The organism is Microvirga vignae (genome assembly GCF_001017175.1).
GTDB classification, from domain to species: domain Bacteria; phylum Pseudomonadota; class Alphaproteobacteria; order Rhizobiales; family Beijerinckiaceae; genus Microvirga; species Microvirga vignae.
This window is the reverse complement of sequence record NZ_LCYG01000004.1, coordinates 113,169-134,006: the sequence shown is the minus strand read 5'-3', so window position 1 is coordinate 134,006 and position 20,838 is coordinate 113,169. Positions and strand designations below refer to the sequence as shown.

Annotated in this window: 18 protein-coding genes; 1 reads left to right on the top strand and 17 read right to left on the bottom strand. The window is 62.0% G+C overall.

Features of this window, described 5'->3' with window-relative positions; genetic code table 11:
- Nucleotides 1–16: 16 nt before the first annotated feature.
- From dxr to AA309_RS01425, 8 genes are all read right to left on the bottom strand, one after another.
- A complete protein-coding gene (gene dxr / locus AA309_RS01460; protein ID WP_047187201.1) occupies nt 17–1,183 on the bottom strand; it encodes a 1-deoxy-D-xylulose-5-phosphate reductoisomerase in 1,167 nt (388 codons plus the stop codon).
- A gap of 6 nt (nt 1,184–1,189) precedes the next feature.
- Nucleotides 1,190–2,023, bottom strand: coding sequence for a phosphatidate cytidylyltransferase (locus tag AA309_RS01455; RefSeq protein ID WP_244470214.1), 834 nt, complete (start codon nt 2,021–2,023; stop codon nt 1,190–1,192).
- Between the two features lie 26 nt (nt 2,024–2,049).
- Nucleotides 2,050–2,817 (bottom strand): isoprenyl transferase, encoded by a 768-nt coding sequence (locus AA309_RS01450; protein ID WP_047187199.1) that lies wholly within the window; start codon nt 2,815–2,817, stop codon nt 2,050–2,052.
- A 46-nt stretch (nt 2,818–2,863) separates the two neighbouring features.
- Nucleotides 2,864–3,424, bottom strand: a complete 561-nt coding sequence (gene frr, locus AA309_RS01445) for a ribosome recycling factor (protein ID WP_047187198.1) — start codon at nt 3,422–3,424, stop codon at nt 2,864–2,866.
- Between the two features lie 74 nt (nt 3,425–3,498).
- The gene (pyrH, locus tag AA309_RS01440) at nt 3,499–4,212 is read right to left on the bottom strand and encodes a UMP kinase (protein ID WP_084730790.1); all 714 of its coding nucleotides are present in this window, start codon (nt 4,210–4,212) and stop codon (nt 3,499–3,501) included.
- A 169-nt stretch (nt 4,213–4,381) separates the two neighbouring features.
- A complete protein-coding gene (gene tsf, locus AA309_RS01435; RefSeq protein ID WP_047187197.1) occupies nt 4,382–5,311 on the bottom strand; it encodes a translation elongation factor Ts in 930 nt (309 codons plus the stop codon).
- A gap of 107 nt (nt 5,312–5,418) precedes the next feature.
- Nucleotides 5,419–6,435, bottom strand: coding sequence for a 30S ribosomal protein S2 (locus tag AA309_RS01430; protein ID WP_047187196.1), 1,017 nt, complete (start codon nt 6,433–6,435; stop codon nt 5,419–5,421).
- A gap of 226 nt (nt 6,436–6,661) precedes the next feature.
- Nucleotides 6,662–7,624, bottom strand: a complete 963-nt coding sequence (locus AA309_RS01425) for a LysR family transcriptional regulator (RefSeq protein ID WP_047187195.1) — start codon at nt 7,622–7,624, stop codon at nt 6,662–6,664.
- Nucleotides 7,625–7,740: 116 nt separating this feature from the next.
- Here AA309_RS01425 and AA309_RS01420 point away from each other — a divergent pair, with 116 nt between their 5' ends.
- The gene (locus tag AA309_RS01420; RefSeq protein WP_084730789.1) at nt 7,741–9,024 is read left to right on the top strand and encodes an MFS transporter; all 1,284 of its coding nucleotides are present in this window, start codon (nt 7,741–7,743) and stop codon (nt 9,022–9,024) included.
- Nucleotides 9,025–9,090: 66 nt separating this feature from the next.
- Here the strand turns inward: AA309_RS01420 and AA309_RS01415 are convergent, their stop codons facing one another.
- The 9 genes from AA309_RS01415 to mce form a co-directional block, all read right to left on the bottom strand.
- Entirely contained in the window at nt 9,091–10,632 is a 1,542-nt protein-coding gene (locus AA309_RS01415) for a DHA2 family efflux MFS transporter permease subunit (RefSeq protein ID WP_342027920.1), read from the bottom strand.
- A gap of 19 nt (nt 10,633–10,651) precedes the next feature.
- Nucleotides 10,652–11,158 carry an isoprenylcysteine carboxyl methyltransferase family protein gene (locus AA309_RS01410; protein ID WP_047187193.1) on the bottom strand — a complete coding sequence of 169 codons (507 nt, stop codon included), beginning with the start codon at nt 11,156–11,158 and terminating at the stop codon, nt 10,652–10,654.
- Nucleotides 11,155–12,207 (bottom strand): type III polyketide synthase, encoded by a 1,053-nt coding sequence (locus AA309_RS01405; protein ID WP_047187192.1) that lies wholly within the window; start codon nt 12,205–12,207, stop codon nt 11,155–11,157. Before AA309_RS01405 ends, AA309_RS01410 begins: the two co-directional genes overlap by 4 nt.
- A gap of 196 nt (nt 12,208–12,403) precedes the next feature.
- Entirely contained in the window at nt 12,404–15,877 is a 3,474-nt protein-coding gene (dnaE, locus tag AA309_RS01400) for a DNA polymerase III subunit alpha (RefSeq protein ID WP_047187191.1), read from the bottom strand.
- Nucleotides 15,878–16,267: 390 nt separating this feature from the next.
- Entirely contained in the window at nt 16,268–16,963 is a 696-nt protein-coding gene (locus tag AA309_RS01395) for an ABC transporter ATP-binding protein (protein WP_047187190.1), read from the bottom strand.
- Between the two features lie 2 nt (nt 16,964–16,965).
- The gene (locus tag AA309_RS01390) at nt 16,966–18,240 is read right to left on the bottom strand and encodes a lipoprotein-releasing ABC transporter permease subunit (protein WP_047187189.1); all 1,275 of its coding nucleotides are present in this window, start codon (nt 18,238–18,240) and stop codon (nt 16,966–16,968) included.
- A 6-nt stretch (nt 18,241–18,246) separates the two neighbouring features.
- Nucleotides 18,247–19,575: a proline--tRNA ligase gene (gene proS, locus AA309_RS01385; RefSeq protein ID WP_047187188.1), complete on the bottom strand. Its 1,329-nt coding sequence runs from the start codon at nt 19,573–19,575 to the stop codon at nt 18,247–18,249.
- 510 nt (nt 19,576–20,085) lie between these two features.
- Nucleotides 20,086–20,421 carry a DUF1467 family protein gene (locus AA309_RS01380; RefSeq protein WP_047187187.1) on the bottom strand — a complete coding sequence of 112 codons (336 nt, stop codon included), beginning with the start codon at nt 20,419–20,421 and terminating at the stop codon, nt 20,086–20,088.
- 10 nt (nt 20,422–20,431) lie between these two features.
- Entirely contained in the window at nt 20,432–20,836 is a 405-nt protein-coding gene (gene mce / locus AA309_RS01375) for a methylmalonyl-CoA epimerase (protein ID WP_047187186.1), read from the bottom strand.
- Nucleotides 20,837–20,838 lie beyond the last annotated feature (2 nt).

The following is a 20,838-nucleotide window of genomic DNA, read 5'->3' as shown; positions in this document are numbered from 1 at the left end:
CTCCTTCAAGAGCGCATCAAAGCTGCTTGGCGGGAATGAAACGCCGCGCCATGTCTCGGGCCTCGCCATCGATGGCCAAGGCTTCCGCGACCGTCGCAGGAGCTCTCCCGCCTCCAGAGAAGGTTGAGCAAACACCCTCAACTATCTCAGATATTGCATAGAATCCTATTTGATCTGCCATATAGGCCTCGACCGCGATCTCGTTGGCGGCATTCAGAATCGTGGGCATTGCCCCTCCTGCCTGAAGTGCGGCCTTGGCGAGTGCCAGGCACGGGAACCGCGCCTCATCTGCCCTTTCGAAGGTTAAACGGCCAATCGCGGCAAGATCGAGACGGGGCAAGTCCATGAACAGCCGTTCGCGATTCTGCAGGGCATTGGCGATCGGTACCTTCATGTCCGGCAGCGCAAGCCCTGCAGTCACAGCGCCGTCGCCCCATTGAACGAGGCCATGAACAATGGCCTCGGGATGAACGAGCACATCGAGGCGCTCGGCCTCCAGATCGAACAGGTGGTGCGCCTCGATCAACTCAAGCCCCTTGTTCATCAAGGTGGCGGAATCGATGTTGATCTTGGAGCCCATGGACCAGACCGGATGAGCCGAGGCCTCCCTGGCGCCGGCCTTGGCGATCTGCTCCCGCGACCATGTGCGGAACGGGCCGCCGCTTGCGGTTATCACCGCCTTTTCCACATCGCCATTCCGCCCAGCCGCTAGAGCATGCTCCAGGGCATTGTGCTCGGAATCCACAGGCATGATTTCGGCGCCGATCCGGCGCGCATCCGTCATGAAGGCAGCACCCGCGCAAACGAGGCTCTCCTTGTTGGCAAGAGCAATTCGCCTGCCCGGCTTCAGGGCGGCATGGGTCGGCTCCAGGCCAGCGGTTCCGCTGATGGCCGCAAGGACGATCTCGGAGGGACGGTCCACCGCCTCAAGCACCGCGGAGCGGCCTGCCCCGCTCTGGATCCCCGACCCGGCGAGCGCGTCTCTTAAGGCCCCGGCCCCACTCTCGTCGGACAAAGCTGCGAACTTGGCCCCCAAGCGCTTGGCCGTTTCCGCCAGCCCCAGCGCGTTGCGTCCACCGACAACGGCCTCGACACGAAACGCATCCCGATGCGCCAGAACCACATCCGCCGTGGAGCGGCCAATGGAGCCTGTGGCCCCGAGGATCGTGAGGGAGCGGACCATGAAAGACTATGCAACTCCGGACGCAACGAGAAGAACAAGACCGGCAATGAGGGCGACGGCCCAGAAGCCGTCGAGGCGGTCCATCACGCCGCCGTGCCCAGGAATGAGATGGCTCGAATCCTTCACATCGCAATGGCGCTTGAGCGCCGACTCGCCCAGGTCACCGATCTGGCTTGCAATGGAAGCGACCATGGAAAGTGCTATCGTACCCCACGGATGAAAGGAATGCGTCACGCCGAAGCGCTCGCCTACCCACACGACCAGAAAGCCGGCAAGAGTCGCAGCAAAGAGCCCCCCAAAGAACCCCGACCAAGTTTTCTTCGGGCTGATGGCCGGGCACAGCTTCGGTCCTCCAATAGCGCGGCCGGTGAAATAAGCGGTGATATCCGTCGCCCAGACCACCGCGAACATCCAGATGAGCCCAAGGACGCCGACGCCCGGATAGGCCCGGATCATGGGCGGCACGAGGACAATTACAATGGCATAGGCAAAGCCAGAGGCTGCCCAGAGCTTGCTGTCGGAACCCTTCGTGAGCAGCGTGCCGAGAACCAGGGCGGTGACTGCTGTCAGGGCTCCGACCGCGAAGCTCGCGCCGGACAGAAAGAGCACCGTCAGAGCCAGAGCTCCCAAACCGAAAACCGTCTGCACAGCCCGGCGCGGCTCGACCCCGGTCATGTCCGTCCACTCGACCATGATGGCGATGCCCGCTGCCAGCCAGAACAGGGCAAAAGGCCAGCCGCCCCAATAGGCGGTTCCCAGGGCCAGCACGATCATCACGATCGCGGACAGAACCCGGATCTTCAACTCGCTCCTCGGGGGCTTGCTCGTGCTCGGCGTCAAGGCAGGGCCTTCGTGAGAAGCCATCGTCAGCTGGCCTTGGCGCTCAGGCCGCCAAAGCGCCGGTCACGGCGGGAATATTCGTCGATGGCGGCCCTGAAGATCGCCTCGTCGAAATCCGGCCAGAAGTCAGGCAGGAAAACGAACTCGGAATAGGCCGTTTGCCACGTAAGGAAGTTCGATACCCGCTGCTCGCCGGACGTGCGGATGACGAGATCCGGATCGGGGATGCCGCGCGTGTCGAGCGCCTCGCTGATTATGTCCATGTCGATGGCGGACGGATCAAGCGTGCCCTCCTTGACCTTCCGGGCCAGAGCGCGCACTGCGCTCACGATCTCCTGGCGGCCTCCGTAATTGAAGGCGATCACCAGGGTCAGACCCGTATTGTTGCGGGTCAGCTGCTCGGCCTCATCCAGCAGAAGGCGGATGTCGGAGGGCAAGCCCTCTCGTTCGCCGATGATCCGAACGCACACATTGCTGGAGTGGAGCTCGGCCAAGTCGTGGCGCACGAAGCGCTTGAGAAGCCCCATGAGAAAGGAAACCTCCTCCTCGGGGCGGCGCCAATTCTCAGCGGAGAAGCTGTAGACGGTCAGATACCGAATGCCGAGATCGGTGGCTGTGCGCACGGCACGGCGGATCGCCTCAATGCCTTTTCTGTGGCCCTCGAAGCGTGGCAGGCCCCTCTGAGCGGCCCAACGGCCGTTTCCATCCATGATGATGGCAATATGGGTCGGCATCCCCTCGCCCGTTCCTTCACGGGCAAGAATGGGAGCCGACCGCTTGGCTTCGCCGCTCATGATGCGTTTCCAATGCAAGTCTGAAGTGGATCAGATCTGAAGTGGATCAGACTTGCATGATTTCCTTTTCCTTGGCCACCAGGAGGTGGTCGATTTCGGCAACGAACTGATCCGTGGCCTTCTGGACTTGGTCACCATCGCGCTTGGCATCGTCCTCGCTGATGACCGAGTCCTTCTCGAGCTTCTTGAGCAGGTCGAGACCGTCGCGGCGCACGTGGCGGACGGCAATGCGCGCCTCCTCGGCATATTTGTGCGCGACCTTCACCATCTCTTTGCGGCGCTGCTCGTTCATCTCGGGGATGCGCAGGCGGATGACCTGGCCTTCGGTCTGCGGATTGAGGCCGAGATCCGACTCGCGGATCGCCTTTTCCACTGCGGAGACCATGCCGCGATCCCACACCTGCACGCTGAGCAGGCGCGGCTCCGGCACGTTGACGGTGGCGACCTGCGAGATCGGCAGCAGCGAGCCGTAGGCATCGACCTGAATCGGATCGAGAAGGTTCGGCGAAGCGCGGCCCGTACGCAGGCTGGCGAGGTCGTTCTTGAAAGCATTGATGGCGCCCTGCATGCGGCGCTTCACATCGGCGAGGTCAAAGGTCGTAGCCATGGAGATCTTTTCCTTACGCGAACTCTCTAGAAACGGGCTTACGCTGCCCAAGGTCCCGCATCAAGGCCCTTGCCTTACGGGACCACAATTGTCGACGGTACATTTCCGAGCAAGAGATCGGTTACGGAGCTCGGCGCATGAACCGAGCCGACGATGATCGAGAGCTTGCTCTCCCGCGCCAGGGCGAAGGCAGCCGTGTCCATCACCTTCAGATCCTTGGCGATGGCCTCGTCATGGGTGAGGCGATCAAAACGGACGGCGCTGGGATCCTTCTTCGGGTCAGCGGAATAGACACCATCCACCTGGGTGGCTTTCAGCACCGCATCACACCTGAGTTCCGCCGCACGCAGCACCGCCGAGGTGTCGGTGGTGAAGAACGGGTTGCCGGTGCCGCCCGCGAGCACGATCACCTGTCCCTTATCCAAGTGATGTAGAGCAGGCTGGCGGGCATAGGTTTCACAGATCGTCGGCATGGATACCGCCGACATGGTGCGGGCCGGAACGCCGGCAGCGTTCAGGGCCGTCTCGATGGCGAGGGAGTTCATGACCGTGCCGAGCATGCCCATGGAATCGGCGGTGGGACGGTCGATCCAGCCGGCAGCGCTCATGCGCGCGCCGCGAATGATGTTGCCGCCGCCGATCACGACAGCGATCTCGAATCCGGCTTTGGTGGCTCTCGCGAGATCCCGGGCCAAGCGGGAGAGGACTTCGGAATCGAGCCAATACCCGTCGGGAGCCATCAAGGCCTCTCCCGAGAGCTTCACCAGAATGCGCCGGAATTGTGCCACTGTTGGTCTCCCTTCTTTTCGCGATCATTTCAGCATGGCTCACCGGAAGCCATTATCCTGATGAGGGCTCCGAGCCGTCTCAAAGGATAGGATTCAGGAGAGTTGCCCGGATTTATAGCCTTCTCATGAAAACGGCGGCTGAGAAGCCGCCGTTTTTGTATTTCTTGTTTTAGGCCTTGAGACCGGCCTGTGCCGCGACTTCCGCCGCGAAGTCAGGGGCCTCTTCCTTCTCGATGCCTTCTCCGAGAGCGTAACGGACGAAGGCTTTCAGAGCCACCGGCTTGCCGGCCTTGGATTCGGCTTCCTTGAGCACCTGCGTCACGGTCTTGGACGGATCGTGCACGAACGGCTGCTCGAGGAGCGTGACTTCCTTGAAGTAGCTCTTCAGGCCGCTCTCGACGATCTTCTGCATGACGTTGTCCGGCTTGCCGGCGTTCTTGTCGCGCAGGATCGCGGTCTCGCGGTCAATGGTGGCCTTGTCGACGCCCGAAGCGTCGAGAGCAACCGGGTTGGTCGCAGCCACGTGCATGGCGATCTGACGGCCGAGCGTGCTCAGAGCCTCAACGTCGCCCTCGGACTCAAGCGCAACGAGCACGCCGATCTTGCCGAGGCCTTCGGTGACAGCGTTGTGCACGTAAGTTGCGATCACGCCCTTCGAGACTTCGAGCTTCGCGACGCGGCGCAGGGTCATGTTCTCGCCGATGGTGGCGATGAGCTCCTGCAGGCGATCCTTCACGGTTGTGGACGAACCGGGGAACGTAGCGGCTTCAAGCGACTCGATGGTGCCGTTGCCGTTCAGGCCGATCTTGGCGGCCTCGCGGACGAAAGCCTGGAACTGATCGTTGCGGGCAACGAAGTCCGTCTCCGAGTTGACCTCGAGGATGGTGGCGGTGTGACCGGACGACTCGACGGCGACGAGGCCCTCGGCAGCGACGCGGCCAGCCTTCTTGGCAGCCTTGGACAGGCCCTTCTTGCGGAGCCAGTCGATGGCGGCTTCCATGTCGCCGTTGGTCTCGGCGAGAGCAGCCTTGCAGTCCATCATGCCCGCGCTGGTCGTCTCGCGCAGCTCCTTCACCATCGCAGCGGTGATATTCGCCATGGCTTATCCTTTCACAGGTTCTTGCATAGAGGGAGCCCGGCGCTCATGGAACGCCGGGCTCAATCATTCGTTCAAGCGCCGCCGCTTTTTAGGCGGCGCCGAGAGAGTTACGCCGCAGCGGCTTCGATCATCGCGCGGGCCTGATCGATCCAGCCGTCACGCTCGAGGCGGCCGTTGAGCTTCAGGTCCTTGTCGAGCTGGGCGATGTCGCCCGGCTGCATGGCGGCCAGCTGCCAGTAGTGGAAGATGCCGGCTTCGTTCAGCTTCTTCTCGAGCTGCGGGCCAACGCCGTTGAGCTTGGTCAGATCGTCCGGAGCGCCGCGGGGAGCGGCCAGACGCTCGAACTGCTCGCCTTCATAGGCGGCGGTGTCGTTCGCCGGGAGCTCTTCAGCGAGCGGATGCTCGGACTCGCCGATGTCGATGCCCATGGCGCCAGCGCCACGGGAGATGCCGTCCAGAGCGGCGCGGGCAACGAGGTCGCAGTAGAGCGAGATCGCGCGGCCGGCGTCGTCGTTAGCCGGGACCGGGAACGCAATGCCGTCCGGATCGCAGTTCGTGTCGACGATGGCGGCAACCGGGATACCGAGGCGGTTAGCCTCCTTGATCGCCAGCTGTTCCTTGTTGGTGTCGATGACGAAGATCAGGTCGGGCGTGCCGCCCATGTCCTTGATGCCGCCGAGAGCGCGCTCGAGCTTCTCCTTCTCACGAGCGAGCATGAGGCGCTCTTTCTTCGTGAGGCCCTGGCCGCCGCCGGCAAGGATCTCGTCGACCTTGCGCAGGCGCTGGATCGAGCCGGAGATCGTCTTCCAGTTGGTGAGCATGCCGCCGAGCCAGCGGGAGTTCACATAGTACTGAGCCGAGCGCTTGGCAGCATCGGCAACGGCATCGGCAGCCTGACGCTTGGTGCCGACGAAGAGCACGCGACCGCCCTTGGCCACCGTGTCGCTGACGGCCTGGAGGGCGCGGTGCAGCATCGGGACCGACTGAGCGAGGTCGATGATGTGGATGTTGTTGCGGGTGCCGAAGATGTATTGACCCATCTTCGGGTTCCAACGGTGGGCCTGGTGGCCAAAGTGAGCGCCAGCTTCCAGCAGCTGACGCATCGAGAAATCAGGAAGCGCCATAGTTTTTCTCCGGTTAAGCCTCCGCGGAACAGTGAACCGGCCCTGCCGGCCACCGGGATACCTCATGGACTCACGAGGCGGTTTCCGCGTGTGGAATGGGGGCGCATATAGGGGTAAACGGCTCAAAACGCAAGCTGAAATGGCAGGGTACGAGCCGACGGGACAAAGGTCTGCGGAAGGCCCCGAATGTCTGGCCTATTCCTGGGTTCTTAAGGCTCTGCCGCCCCTAGAGCCTTGCGTTTTGGCCCCCATCCTTCGGGGATCTCGTCAGCAGCTCCCCTCTCCAGATGCCCCGACTCACATGCTCCACCATGATGCCGGTGAGAGATTCGCCCGCAAGCTGCGCCGCCCGAGAGACCGGCCGGTCGGTTGGATACGACAGCACAAGCTGGCGGGTTGGCGAAGGATTGGAGATCGGCACGGGAACAAGACGACCGGCAGTGACGTCCTCATAGATGGGAGCGAGAGGCAGGATCGTATAACCGTGGCCGTGGCGCACGAGATCCTTCATGGCCGCATAGCTGTCCATCTCCACCGTCACGTTGAGGGAGACGCCGGCCTCGTCGGCAAACCGGTCCAGGATGCTGCGCAACCCATGCCGTCGGCTCGGCAGCAGGAGCGGCATGCGCGCCATCTCGGCGAAGGACACGCCGCTCTCGCCAAACGCTTCCATGTCGGCGGGCCCTATCAGGAAGAGACTCTCCTGCATCAGCGGCTCGGATCGGAGCGAGCGGGTCACCTTGGGATCATAGAGCACTGCCAGATCGATCTCGCCTCGGTACAGCGAGTCCAGGAGATACCCCGTATACGCGCTGACCAACTGCACCATGATGCCGGGATATTGCGTCCGGAAGGCTGTCACGAACGGGACCGAAATCACGTCAGCCACAGTCGGCGAAATTCCGATGGCCACATGCCCGCTCAAGGGAGCCTCGGAGCCGGCAGCGCTGGCTTTGAGTTCGTCCAGTTCGGCAAGGACACGAGTTGCATGCTGGAGCACGCCCCGCCCCTGCTCCGTGATGATCATGCCTCGGCCATGACGTTCGAAGAGGCGAACACCAAGCTCCTCCTCCAGCATTCGAATCTGACGGCTGAGAGCGGGTTGCGCGATGCGGAGCCGTCCCGCCGCCTTGCTGAGGCTGCCGAGTTCGGCCACGTGGGTGAAAGTCCGAAGCTGTGCGATTTCCATAGCGCCTATATAATTTCGATATAGCTGATCCAAGTAAATTGCTGATGTTGAATAGCCAGCAAGGCGGTAGGAATTTTCAGCGTTGAAATCTCAGACCTGTCTCTTCGAGCCCCGCTATGACCGTCGCACAGACCCGTCCCAGGTCAGACCGTGACGCGAGTGCCCCTCCGGACATTCGCACGGCCGGAGATGCTGGACCTCACGTTCCGCAATGGACAAAGCGTGGGACGTCGGCTTACCGGCGGATCAGCCTGGCCCTCTTTTTGGCAGGCTTTGCGACCTTCTCCTTGATTTACGCGATACAGCCGCTCCTGCCTCATTTGGTGGACGAGTTTGGTGTCAGCCCCTCCGCTAGTTCGCTCGCTCTGTCTCTCACAACAGGCTTTTTGGCTTTTGCTATTCTGTGCGCGGGAGCCCTGTCGGAAGCGATGAGCCGGCGCGGACTGATGTTCGCCTCAATGTGCGGCGCAGCGGTTCTTCATATCGGGAGCGCCGTTGCACCGGACTGGCATGTGCTGCTGGTCCTCCGTGCTCTTGAAGGCCTTGTGCTCGGAGGAGTGCCAGCCGTTGCCATGGCATACCTCGCCGAAGAGATCCATCCGAAGGCGCTCGGCACGGCCATGGGCCTCTATGTCGGCGGAACAGCCTTCGGTGCCATGCTCGGGCGGATCAGTGCCGGAGTGGTGACCGAGTATTTCTCCTGGCGCGCTGCATCCGGCGGCATCGGAGTCTTGGGGCTCATGGCTTCACTGGGATTTTTTGTTCTCCTGCCGCCGTCGCGAAACTTCTTTCCACGGTCCAGAGGAACAATGGCTCATCACCGGGATGCCTGGTTCAGGCATCTGCGCACGCCAGGCCTGCCGCTGCTCTTCTTGATGGGTTTTCTTGGGCTCGGGATCAACGTCACCATGTTCAATTATCTGACGTTCCGATTGAGCGCCGCTCCCTTCAACCTCACGCCTGCGCAAATCGGTGCGATCTTTCTGGTTTACCTGCTCGGTGCGATCGCATCGACGGTCGCAGGAAATCTGGCGGATCGGCTCGGGCGCTCTCCTGTTCTGTTCGCGGGACTTGTCATGATGGCCGTCGGGATCGCCCTGACACTCTTCTCGACGCTTGCTGGCGTGATCGCCGGAGTGATCGCCAGTACAGTCGGTTTCTTCGTCACTCACTCCGTGGCGAGCGGTTGGGTCGGACGCATGGCCGCCGGATCCAAAGGCCATGCCTCGTCCCTTTACCTCCTCGCCTACTATGTCGGCTCGAGCGTGTTGGGCTCGGCTGGAGGCTGGTTCTGGGCGGGCGGTGGTTGGAGCGCAGTCGCAGGGTTCGTCGTGCTTATGCTCGCCGTTGCGTTCATCACCGCACTCCGCCTGCGAAAGATCGAGCAGAGCAAGCCGTGATCTTCAACTCGACCGCCTCCCTGCCGTCCTGCCTCGTTTCCACTTCCATCACCGGCAGTCGCGGAACTATGACTTAGTGATAGAGGCAGTTTCTCTCCCCAGACCTGACAGAATGAGAATGATCGGGCCCAGAAGAACGAAGGAGGCAATCATCGCCCAGGTCTCGTTCGTTGCCGCGGCCAGTCCCGCGCGCTCGAGCAGCGGTCGCACATAGGCCTGAACCATAGGACTGTCGGGAGACGGCAACGGTCCGGACAGGAAGGTTTCGGGGATGCCGATAGCACGTGCCGCATCAAGATCTCCTCTCATGAGACGAGCCAGCAGGATCCGCGAATGCTCGGGAGCACGGGTCCAGATCACCGTGTCGATCAGGGCAAGACCAATCGCACCGCCAAGATTGCGCATGAGATTGAACAGGCTGCTCGCATTGGGCACGCGCTCTGGAGGAAGATGCCCCAGCGCGACGCGCGTCGGCGGCAGAAGGCAGAGCATGATCGCAATGCCGCGGACCACCTGCGGCCAGAACATCTCATCGAAATCGGCATCGCGCGGCTGAAACGCGCTCAGGCCGAGGCCGAGCCCGAAGAGAATGAATCCGATGACCGTGAGGACGACTGCGTTGATCCGGCGTTCTGCCCGAATGACGAGAGGGGCGGTCACGAGCTGTGCGACGCCGGTGACCAACATGATCTCACCGATACGCAGCGCCCCATGGCCGCGTACGAAGGAGAGAAAGACCGGCATGAGATAGACAGAACCATAAAGCCCGATGCCGGTGAGAAAGCTCAATGTGCACCCGACGACAAGACGCCGATCGAGGAGAGCCGACAGGTCCACAATAGGCTCTGATGCCCGCGATGTACGAGAAATAAAAAGGCCTCCTGAAGCGACGCAGAGGGCGAAGACCGCAAAGACACTCGGCGACAGCCATCCACGATGGGGAGCCTCCTTCAACCCGATCTCCAAGGCGGCAAGGCATAAAGCGATGCTGACCAATGCGATCCAGTCGAATGCACGTGCCAAGCCAAAGTTCGAATGGTCCCGCGGCAGGCAGAACAGGCCGACCAAGCCGGCGGCAAGACCTGGAACGACGTTGATCAGGAACAGCCAATGCCAGGAATAGGTCTGCGTAATCCAGCCGCCGACAACGGGACCCAGTGTCGGCGCCAGCACGGCAAGAACGCCCGCGATGGTGGTCGCAACCGGCTCGACGTTTTTCGGAAACAGCAGGAAGACCGCCGAGAAGACCAAAGGGATCAACGTCCCTCCCGCGAATCCTTGCAACACCCGCCATGTCGTCAGCGAAGCGAAACCGGTGCTGGCGGCACAGCCGACAGACGCCGTCGTGAAGATGGCGACGGCAATCGTGAACAGACCGCGCATCGTCAGCATACGGGTCAGCCAACCGGTCAGCGGAATCGAGATCACCTCGGCAATGAGATAGGCAGTCTGCACCCAGCTCATCTGGTCTGGCGGAATATCGAGGGCAGAACGGATTTCGGGCAAGGACGTGGTCACCACCTGGATGTCCAGGATTGCCATGAACATGCCGAGCCCCATGGCGCAGAAACCTGCCCAGGTGCGAGAAGAAACGAATTGGTCTGACACGATGCCCGCCGTCATCGCCCTACGTGGCCTGAGGTTGAGAGAGTTCATTGAGGGCCCGCGTCTCTGCGCGAATCCGGATTGCCAGCACGGTAGCGTTCAAAAGGGAAAACAGGATGGCATATCCGACAAGCCCGAAGGCGAGCGGCAGAACGGCGATCTCAGCGGCGACGAGGAGATAATTCGGGTGGTTCATGAACCGGTATGGTCCCGTACGAACCAGCGGGGTCCTCGGCAGGACGATGATCCGTGTGGTCCAGCGCTCGCCCAGGGATACCAGAACCCAGATACGCGCGACCTGCAGGGCGACATACACTCCCGCCCACCCAAGCACCAAAGGACGATCCCAGGCCAGGATCCAGAGGCCAAGAAGCCATGCAGCGTGCATGAGGACGATCAGACAGTAATGCCTCGACGCGACCTCGACAGCCCCGCGCGCCTTGAGACGCCGCGTATTGCGTCGCGCCCAAGCAAGCTCGCCCACCCTTTGCAGCGTTACCAGGATCAGGAGAGCAAGGCCCAGACTCATGAGCAGCGTTCCAGGACAAGGCATGAGGCCGTGAATCCCGGTCCCATGGCAATCAGGAGGCAACGCTGCGGCAGACCAGCGCGCAGGACCCTCTCCAGCACGAACAGAACTGTCGGGGCGGACATGTTGCCATGCGTCGCGAGAATTTCCCGCTCATGGTCGAGCGTGCCTTGATTAAGACGGAGGACCTGCTCAAGCGCGGTAATGATTTTTGGTCCGCCGGGATGGCACACGAAGCGGTCGATGGACGACATCGGGGTGCCGAGCCGTTGGAGGATGCCGGTGATGGCGGGCCCGAGATGGGTTTCAGCGAATGGCGGCAGCGCCCGCGCGAGGACGACGCCGAACCCGTCCGGGTCGATATCCCACCCCATGATGTCGAGGGTGTCGCGCCAGGTATGCTCGCCGGAACCCTGCGCCGTGGCGAAGCCGCCCACTCCCGCCCTGACGACGAGGGCTGCGGCGCCATCGGCGAAGAGAGCCGTGGAGACCACGTTCGCAGCGGTCAGCTTGTCGGGTCTGACCGCCAGCGTGGACAACTCGACGGTGACGAACAGAATGACGGTTCCCGGTGAGGCTGCCGCCAGGCGTGTAGCGACCGCCAGCCCGGTCACGCCAGCAGCGCAGCCGAGACCGAAGAGGGGGATGCGCGTCACATCTTCACGAAAGCCGAGACGGTCGAGCAGATATGCATCGAGACTTGGTGTTGCGACCCCCGTCGAGGATGCGGTGATGACCGTGTCGACATCGGAGCCATTCAATCCGGCGGCGGCGAGAGCCTTGCGCGCAGCCTCCTCGAAGAGATCCGCACCGCTCTGCAGGTAGACCTCCGTCCGATCAGGCCAGCCATGCGGCTCCAGGTACCATTCGAGCGGTCGTACGGCGTGGCGCTGAACGACACCCGCCGTTTCAAAGACCTGCACAACTTTATCGAAATCGCCGAATTGGTCGCCAAAAACCTGCCGGGCAGCCACTGCGATATCCCTCTGTGTCAGGATATAAGGCGGAACGGCGGTCGCGAGCGACAGAAGGGCGGGGCGAGGTGCCATAGGGCATTCTCACGCTTCCGCGGCAGCGATCGCTATCCTCGGAAGTTCAACAAACCGATTTCTATCATTATACCAACAATATACCAAGAATTCCAGCGAGAGGAACCGCGCAAGACGTTGGGCCGATTGAGCAGATTGCCTTGGAACTTTCGCTTTGAGGTCCGCCGATCCGGCTCCTGCCGGATCGGGTTTGGCGCTAGCTCATCTGCACATCCACCACCCCAGGAACGGCGCGGAGAGCGCCTGCGATCTGCGGGGTCGCCATGTACTTGCCGGGGAGCTTCACCTCAACCTCTCGGTCGCCCTGGTCAAGGATGAGGACCAGCGAGACCTCGCCCTCGCCTTTCGCCCTCAGGCGCTCGTAGACGCTGGAGATGGGGCGCTCGTCGCGCAGGAAGATGCGCATGCCCTTCTGGTGCTTGGCGATGGCCTCTTCCAAGGGCTCGGCAGTGCCGATGCGCGCCCTCACCTCTTCGCCCTCGACACCCGCCTGGAGCATGAGCAACACGGCGGTGCCGGGCTCGAGCGTATCGCGATAGCGCATCAAGCCCTCGGAGAAGATGATGGCCTCGAACTGCCCGGTCTGATCGGAGAGGGTGAGAATGCCCATCTTGTTGCCGGTCTTGGTGCGCCGCTCCTGCCGGTCGAGCACGGTGGCCGCGACCTTACCGACCGAGTTGCCCGCCTTCACGGAGCGGCAGAAATCGACCCAGGTCTGCACGCGCAGTTTCTGCAGAAGATCGCCGTACTCATCGAGCGGATGACCGGAGAGGAAGAAGCCGACGGCATCGTATTCCCGCTGCAGGCGCTCGGCCGAGGGCCAGGGCTCGTAAGCGGGAATGCGCAGCTGCACATCCGCCGCGTTCATGCCGCCGAACATATCGATCATGCCGCCGTTGGCCGCCTCATGAGCCTGCTGGGCGAGGCTCATCATGGCGTCGATGGAGGCGCAGGCCTTCGCCCGGTCCGGCTCCAGTTCGTCAAAAGCACCGGCGGCGATCAGGTTTTCGATGGTACGCTTGTTCAGCGCTCGCGGATTGATGCGGCGCGCGAAATCCGCGAGGTCCTTGAAGGGCTCATCCCCCCGCGCCTCCACCACAGCCTCGATGGCTTGGCGGCCCACACCTTTCACGGCGGCGAGCGCATAAAGGATCGAGCCCTTGCCCTCCTCGTCGTAGACCACGTCGAACACCACGCCCGAGCGGTTGATGGAAGGCGGGATCACCTTGAAGCCGAGGCGCTGGGCCTCGCGGCGGAATTCGGAGAGCTTGTCGGTGTTGTCAAGATCAAGCGTCATTGACGCGGCGATGAACTCGACCGGGAAGTTCGCCTTCAGATAAGCGGTCTGGAACGCGACGAGAGCGTAGGCCGCCGCGTGACTCTTGTTGAAGCCGTAATCCGCGAACTTCGCGAGCAGGTCGAAGATCTCGTTGGCCTTCGCCTTCTCAAGGCCGCCCTTAGCCGCGCCCGATACGAAGCGCTCGCGCTGCGCGTCCATCTCGGCCTTGATCTTCTTACCCATGGCACGGCGCAGAAGATCTGCATCGCCAAGCGAGTAGCCGGCGAGGACTTTGGCCACCTCCATCACCTGCTCTTGGTAGACGATGATGCCGAAGGTTTCGCGTAAGATCGGCTCCAGCTTGTCGTGGGGATACCAATCCTTCTTGTTGTGCTCGTCCTTACCGAGCTTGCGCGCGCAATAGACCGGGATGTTCGCCATCGGGCCCGGCCGGTAGAGCGCCACGAGGGCGATGATGTCCTCGAAACGGTCAGTTTCCATTTCGACGAGCGCTTTTCGCATGCCGACCGATTCCACCTGGAACACGCCGACCGTTTCGCCGCGCCGGAGCATCTCGTAGGTTTTACGGTCATCGAGCGGCAGCGCCGACAGATCGATGTGGATGCCTTTGCGCTTGATTAGATCAACCGCCGTGCGCAGCACGGTGAGCGTTTTCAGACCCAGGAAGTCGAACTTCACAAGGCCGGCCTGCTCGACCCACTTCATGTTGAACTGGGTCACGCGCATGCCGGTTTTCGGGTCTCGGTAGAGCGGCACCAGCTCCTGCAGCGGGCGATCGCCGATCACGACGCCTGCGGCGTGTGTCGACGCATGGCGGTGGAGGCCTTCGAGCTTCTGCGCGATGTCAAGCATGCGCTTGACGACGGGCTCTTCCTCGATGGCGGCCTGCAGCTTCGGCTCGCCTTCGATGGCCTGCGCCAGTGTGACGGGATTGGCTGGATTCTGCGGCACGAGCTTCGTGAGCTTGTCCACCTGGCCGTAGGGCATTTCGAGCACGCGGCCCACGTCGCGCATGACGCCGCGCGCGAGAAGCGTACCGAAGGTGATGATCTGCGCGACCTGCTCCTCACCGTAGCGCTTCTGCACGTACTCGATCACGCGTTCGCGGTTATCGACGCAGAAGTCGATATCGAAGTCGGGCATCGACACGCGTTCGGGATTCAGGAAACGCTCGAACAGCAGGCTGAATCGCAGCGGATCGAGATCGGTGATGGTGAGCGCGTAAGCGACCAATGAGCCCGCGCCCGAGCCACGGCCCGGGCCAACCGGAATGTCGTGATCCTTCGCCCATTTGATGAAGTCCGACACGATCAGGAAGTAGCCGGGGAACTTCATCTTGCGGATGATGCTGATTTCGAACGCAAGACGGTCGTGATAGTCCTGCTCGGTCAGGCCCGGCGCGGGGCCGTGCGCGGCGAGGCGCTTGGCGAGCCCCTCCTCGGCCTGACGCTGCAGCTCCGCACCTTCGTCGAGAGCCGCAGCATCGGGACCCGTGCCGAAATTCGGCAGGATGGGCTTGCGGGTTCGTACGCGCGTTGCGCAACGCATGGCGATTTCAACACTGGCATTCAGCGCATCCGGCAGATCGAAGAACAGCTCCATCATCTGCTGACGTGTTTTGAAGTAATGGTCCGGCGAGAGACGGCGGCGGTCATCGTTGGAGACGATCTGGCCTTCCGCAATGGCGAGCAGCGCGTCATGCGCCTCGTAATCTTTCGGCGAGGCGAAGAACGGCTCGTTGGCGGCGACGATCGGCAGACCGTTGCGGTCGGCAAGCCCAATCAGCTCGCCCTCCACCATCCGCTGCTCATCAAGGTCGTGGCGCTGGATCTCCACATAAAGCTGGTGGCCGAAGGCGTTCTTCAGAATATTGAGGCGCGCCTGCGCCAATTCTTGGCGACCGCCGTTGCGAAGCGCGCAATCGAGCGGCCCTGTGAAGCCGCCGGTGAGCGCGATGAGGCCCTCGCTATGCTTTTCAAGAATGGGCGCGGCGACGCGCGGCTCTTCGCCGAGCGGCACGCCGAAATAGGCCTGGCTCACCAAGCGCATGAGGTTGCGGTAGCCCTCCTCCGTCTGCGCGAGCAGCACGATATTGGAAGGCACCGGCACCACTCGGGCGACGGGGTCGGCCTCCTCGAAGCAGACCGAGAGCTGCACGCCGGCAATCGGTTGAATGCCGGAACCGGCCATCTTCTCCGAGAACTCGAGCGCGCCGAAAAGGTTGTTGGTGTCCGTGAGCGCCAGCGCGGGCTGCTTGTCGGCAGCGGCGAGCTTCTGCAACTGCGCGATCTTCAGCGCTCCCTCAAGCAGCGAGTACGAGGAGTGCACGTGAAGGTGGACGAAGCCGATGTCTTGAAGAATGCGCGCCATGAAACTCTACTCAACGAATGGCGCGCATACTGCCACGATTCTTGCCCCTGGATGTCTAACGGGGCTTGGGAAGGACTACCTTCCTGTGAATCCCGTGGATCTTTGTGGATTGCGGGGTATCAGGCGACCGGTGCGAGAACCAGAGCCCAGATTGCCACGGCCGATCCGAACATGACGAGAGAGGTGATTTCAGCGGCGGTTTCGAGGATGATGCGAAGCATGTTTGATCTCCGTGTTCTCTATGTGTTCAATTATGTTCGTTGGTTGTTCCCTGTAAAGCGGCTGTGAATAGGTCCGTTAGGACGGAGTCAACAAAGCCTTAAGGCACGCGAAGGCGTGCCCTCGGATGGCCTAGGGTCCGTCAGGCTGTGGGAAGCTGTGAAGAACCGCTTAAGGGAGCTGGACGATCAGCCCGTCGCGGATGGTCACGCGCCGGTCCATGCGGGCGGCCAAGTCCATGTTGTGCGTGGCGATGAGTGCCGCCAGTCGTGAAGCCCGCACGATGGCGACGAGCGTCTGGAACACCCGATCCGAGGTGTGCGGGTCGAGATTGCCGGTGGGCTCGTCGGCCAGAAGGAGGCGCGGCGCATTGGCAACCGCACGGGCAATCGCCACGCGCTGCTGCTCACCGCCTGAAAGTTCACCAGGACGGTGCTTGAGGCGCTTGCCCAATCCAAGGAAGGTCAGGAGCTGGCTCGCCCGGTCTTCGGCCTCCGGCTTCGACAGGCCGCGAATGAGCTGTGGGATCACCACATTCTCGAGGGCCGACAGCTCGGGCAGCAGGTGATGGAACTGATAAACGAAGCCGAGCTCCTCACGGCGGATGCGCGTGCGCTCCTGATCGTTCATGTGCGATGTGGGCTTGCCGCCCACATAGACCTCGCCGCCATCAGGCTTCTCGAGAAGGCCCGCCACATGCAGAAGCGTCGATTTACCCGTGCCGGAAGGCGCGATGAGGGCCACGATTTCGCCCGGCCAGATGGCAAGCTCCGCCCCGCGCAGCACCTCCAGGAAGGTGTCTCCCTGGGGATAGCGACGTTCGACTTGGGACAGGTGGAGAGCGGGCTGAGTTTGTCCGGACGCCATATCTAACCGTAACGCAACGCTTCGACGGGATCGAGCTTCGCAGCCCGCCATGAGGGATAGAGGGTCGCCAAGAGCGATAGAACCATCGCCATGATGAGAATGGTGGCGACTTCGGTCGGATTCACTTCGGCCGGCAGGCGGCTCAGGAAATAGAGTTCCGCAGGGAAGAGATTGGTGTTCGTGAGCGTCGAGATGAAATCGCGGATGGTCTCGACATTGAGTGCCAGAAGCAGTCCCAGCCCGAAACCCGCAATCGTGCCGACAATACCGATCGATGCGCCCGTGATCAGGAAGATGCGCATGATCGCGCCGCGTGTCGCACCCATGGTGCGCAGGATCGCGATGTCGCTCGACTTGTCCTTCACGAGCATGATGAGCCCGGAGATGATGTTCAGCGCCGCCACCAGCACGATCAGCGTAAGGATCAGGAACATCACGTTCCGCTCCACCTCCAGCGCGCCGAAGAAGGTGCGGTTGCGCTGCCGCCAATCGGTCATCAGAACAGGCCGGCCTGCGGCCTCTTCGATGGCGGCGCGAGCTTCGTCCACCTTGTCGGCGTCGTTGAGATAGACCTCGATCAGCTGCACGTCGCCCTGGCGGTTGAAGTAATTCTGCGCCTCGGTGAGCGGCATGAAGACGAAGGTGGAGTCGAACTCCGACATGCCGATCTCGAACACGGCCTTGACCGGATAGCCCTTCACGCGTGGCGCGGTGCCGAAAGGCGTCGCGGCGCCCCGCGGGGTGATCAGCGTCAGCGTATCGCCCGCCTGGATGGACAAGGCCTCCGCAAGGCGACGGCCGATAGCGACGCCCTCGCCTTCGTCGAAATTGTCGAGCGAGCCCTGGCGGAGATTGCCGGCGATATGCTCGATCTGGCGCAGGTCGTTCGAGCGAATGCCGCGCACCAGCACACCGCTGCCGTTGTATTGCGAGGAGCCGAAGGCCTGGCCTTCCACGAGCGGGATCGCCCGCTTCACGCCGGGAACGGCGGCAATACGCGCCGACACTTCCGGATAATCGGTCAACGGCCTTTCGATGGGCGCCACGAAGATGTGGCCGTTGATGCCCACGATCTTGTCGAGCAGCTCCTTGCGGAACCCGTTCATGACCGAGAGCACCACGATGAGCGTCGCGACACCCAGCATGATGCCGAGGAACGAGAAGCCCGCGATAACCGAAACAAACCCTTCCCGCCGCCGCGTGCGTAGGTAACGCCCGGCGAGCATCCACTCGAAGAGCGAGAAAGGCTTGGTTCCGGTCGGTGCTTCTTTGGCCATGGACGCTTATTTATGTGCCGTCAGCCGCGCCGCCACATCATCGACTGACAAAAGCTCACGCTCGCCGGTAGCGCGGTTTTTCAGCTCCACCTTGCCCTCGGCGAGGCTCTTCGGGCCGATCAGCACCTGCCACGGAACGCCGATGAGGTCGGCGGTGGCGAACTTTCCGCCCGGACGCTCGTCGCGATCATCGTAGAGGACGTCGCGACCGGCGGCGGAGAGTTCGCGGTAGAGCCGCTCGCTTGCCGCATCCGTGCCGGAATCGCCGACCTTCAGGTTCAGGATCGCCACATCGAACGGCGCCACGGCCTCCGGCCAGATGATGCCGTTCTCGTCGTGGCTCGCCTCGATGATGGCGGCGATGAGACGGCTCGGGCCGATGCCGTATGAACCCATATGGACCGACTTCTCCTGCCCGTCCGGCCCCATCACCTTCGCGCCCATTGGCTCGGAATACTTGGTGCCGAAATAGAAGATGTGGCCCACCTCGATGCCGCGCGCGGACATCTTCTTGTCAGCGGGAACGGCATCGAAGGCCGCCGCATCGTGCATTTCCGAAGTCGCGGCATAGAGCGACGTCCACTTGTCGACGGTGCTCTGGAGACCCGGAATGTCGTCGAAATTCGTGTCGGCCGGCGGGATCTCGTAGTTGAGATAATCCGAGTGGCAGAACACCTCGCTCTCGCCGGTGGAGGCGAGAATGATGAACTCGTGACTCAGGTTGCCGCCGATAGGGCCGGTATCGGCGCGCATCGGAATCGCCTTCAGGCCCATGCGGGCGAAGGTGCGAAGATAGGCGACGAACATCTTGTTGTAGGAATGGACGGCTCCGGCCTGATCCAGGTCGAAGGAGTATGCGTCCTTCATCAGGAACTCGCGCGAGCGCATGACGCCGAAGCGCGGGCGCACCTCGTCACGGAACTTCCACTGGATGTGATAAAGGTTCAGCGGCAGGTCCTTGTAGGAACGCACGTAGCCCCGGAAGATCTCGGTGATCATTTCCTCATTCGTTGGACCGAAGAGCATCTCGCGCTCGTGGCGGTCCTGGATGCGCAGCATCTCCTTGCCATAGGCATCGTAGCGGCCCGACTCACGCCACAGGTCCGCCGACTGAATTGTGGGCATCAACAGTTCGATGGCACCGGAGCGGTTCTGCTCCTCGCGAACAATGGCGTTGACCTTGTTGAGCACTTTCAGACCTAGCGGCAGCCAGGCATAGATGCCTGCGGCCTCCTGGCGGATCAGGCCAGCCCGCAGCATCAGGCGGTGGGAGACGATCTCCGCCTCTTTCGGCGTCTCGCGGAGAATGGGGAGGAAATAGCGGCTCAAACGCATAGGACGCCTTCAGTCTCGGTCAGGAATGGGACAGTGAGTCACGACTCGTTTCCAGCACACAACACAGGCCATGGCGAAAAGACAAGCGGCCATTGCCTGTCCTGGCCTGCGACGCAATGGATTAGACCAAAGATTGATACAACAAGTGTCGCAAAATGCATCACAGGGTGCCTAAAAAAGATGACAACGTAAGGTAAGTCACTTATAAACGAGCAGCTAACGTCTCAGACCTTCAAAGAGGCAGAGGCTGCGGTCCGAGTTTCGGGAGGAACGCGATCCCCTAGCGCCAAGCCGGCGCCAAAAAGCCAGGGATCTAAACAACGCCAAAAGGCAGTTCAGGCAAGGCGAAAGCCTTGCTTTTTCTTTTTGTTTCGCTCCTTTTCAAGGGCTCTATGCCGTCATGACCGCACCTGTTGCGGCCATTCACGTTCTCTTCCCATCATGCACCAGAAGCGTTGATGCCCGGGACAGGCCCGGGCATGACGAGGAAAACCCTGAGAGCTGGAATTTTTAAAGTCCCGCCAACGGGAACACGGCCGCCACGATCACCAGGACCACGGAGGCAACCAGGGTGGTCCAAATCGCCTTTTCCTGAAGGCCGGGGGCCGAGGGAGCACCCGGCTCGGTGCCGGTGGTCACCTCCCCGCTTTCCACTTGGCTGCGGACGCCGAAGGGCAGCACGGCGAAGAGCAGGATCCACCAGATCACGAAGTAAATAGCGAGCCCTCCGGTCACGCGCAGGCCGAAGGCGTTCACGACGATGGCGACGGCAATGGCCGAAATGACCACCACCACGGCGAGCGTGGACCAGAACGAGGCCGCGAGAGCTTTTACAAGTCTTATCAACAGTTGATCCTCAGGCTTGCTCAAGTTCGATGAGGGTTCCGTTGAAGTCCTTCGGATGAAGGAAAAGCACCGGCTTGCCATGGGCCCCGATCTTTGGCGCGCCCGAACCCAGCACCCTGGCCCCGGAATTCAAAAGCCGGTCCCGCGCAGCGAGAATATCCTCCACCTCATAACAGATATGATGGATGCCACCGTCGGGGTTCTTCTCCAGGAACTTGGCGATCGGCGAATCTGGGCCGAGGGGCTCCAGAAGCTCGATCTTGGTGTTTGGCAGTGTGATGAACACGACCGTTACCCCGTGCTCCGCAAGCGCCTCCGGCTCGGACACCTCGGCCCCGAGCGTGCCGCGATAGAGCTTTGAGGCCGCCGCGATATCGCGGACAGCAATGGCGACGTGGTTCAAGCGACCGAGCATGT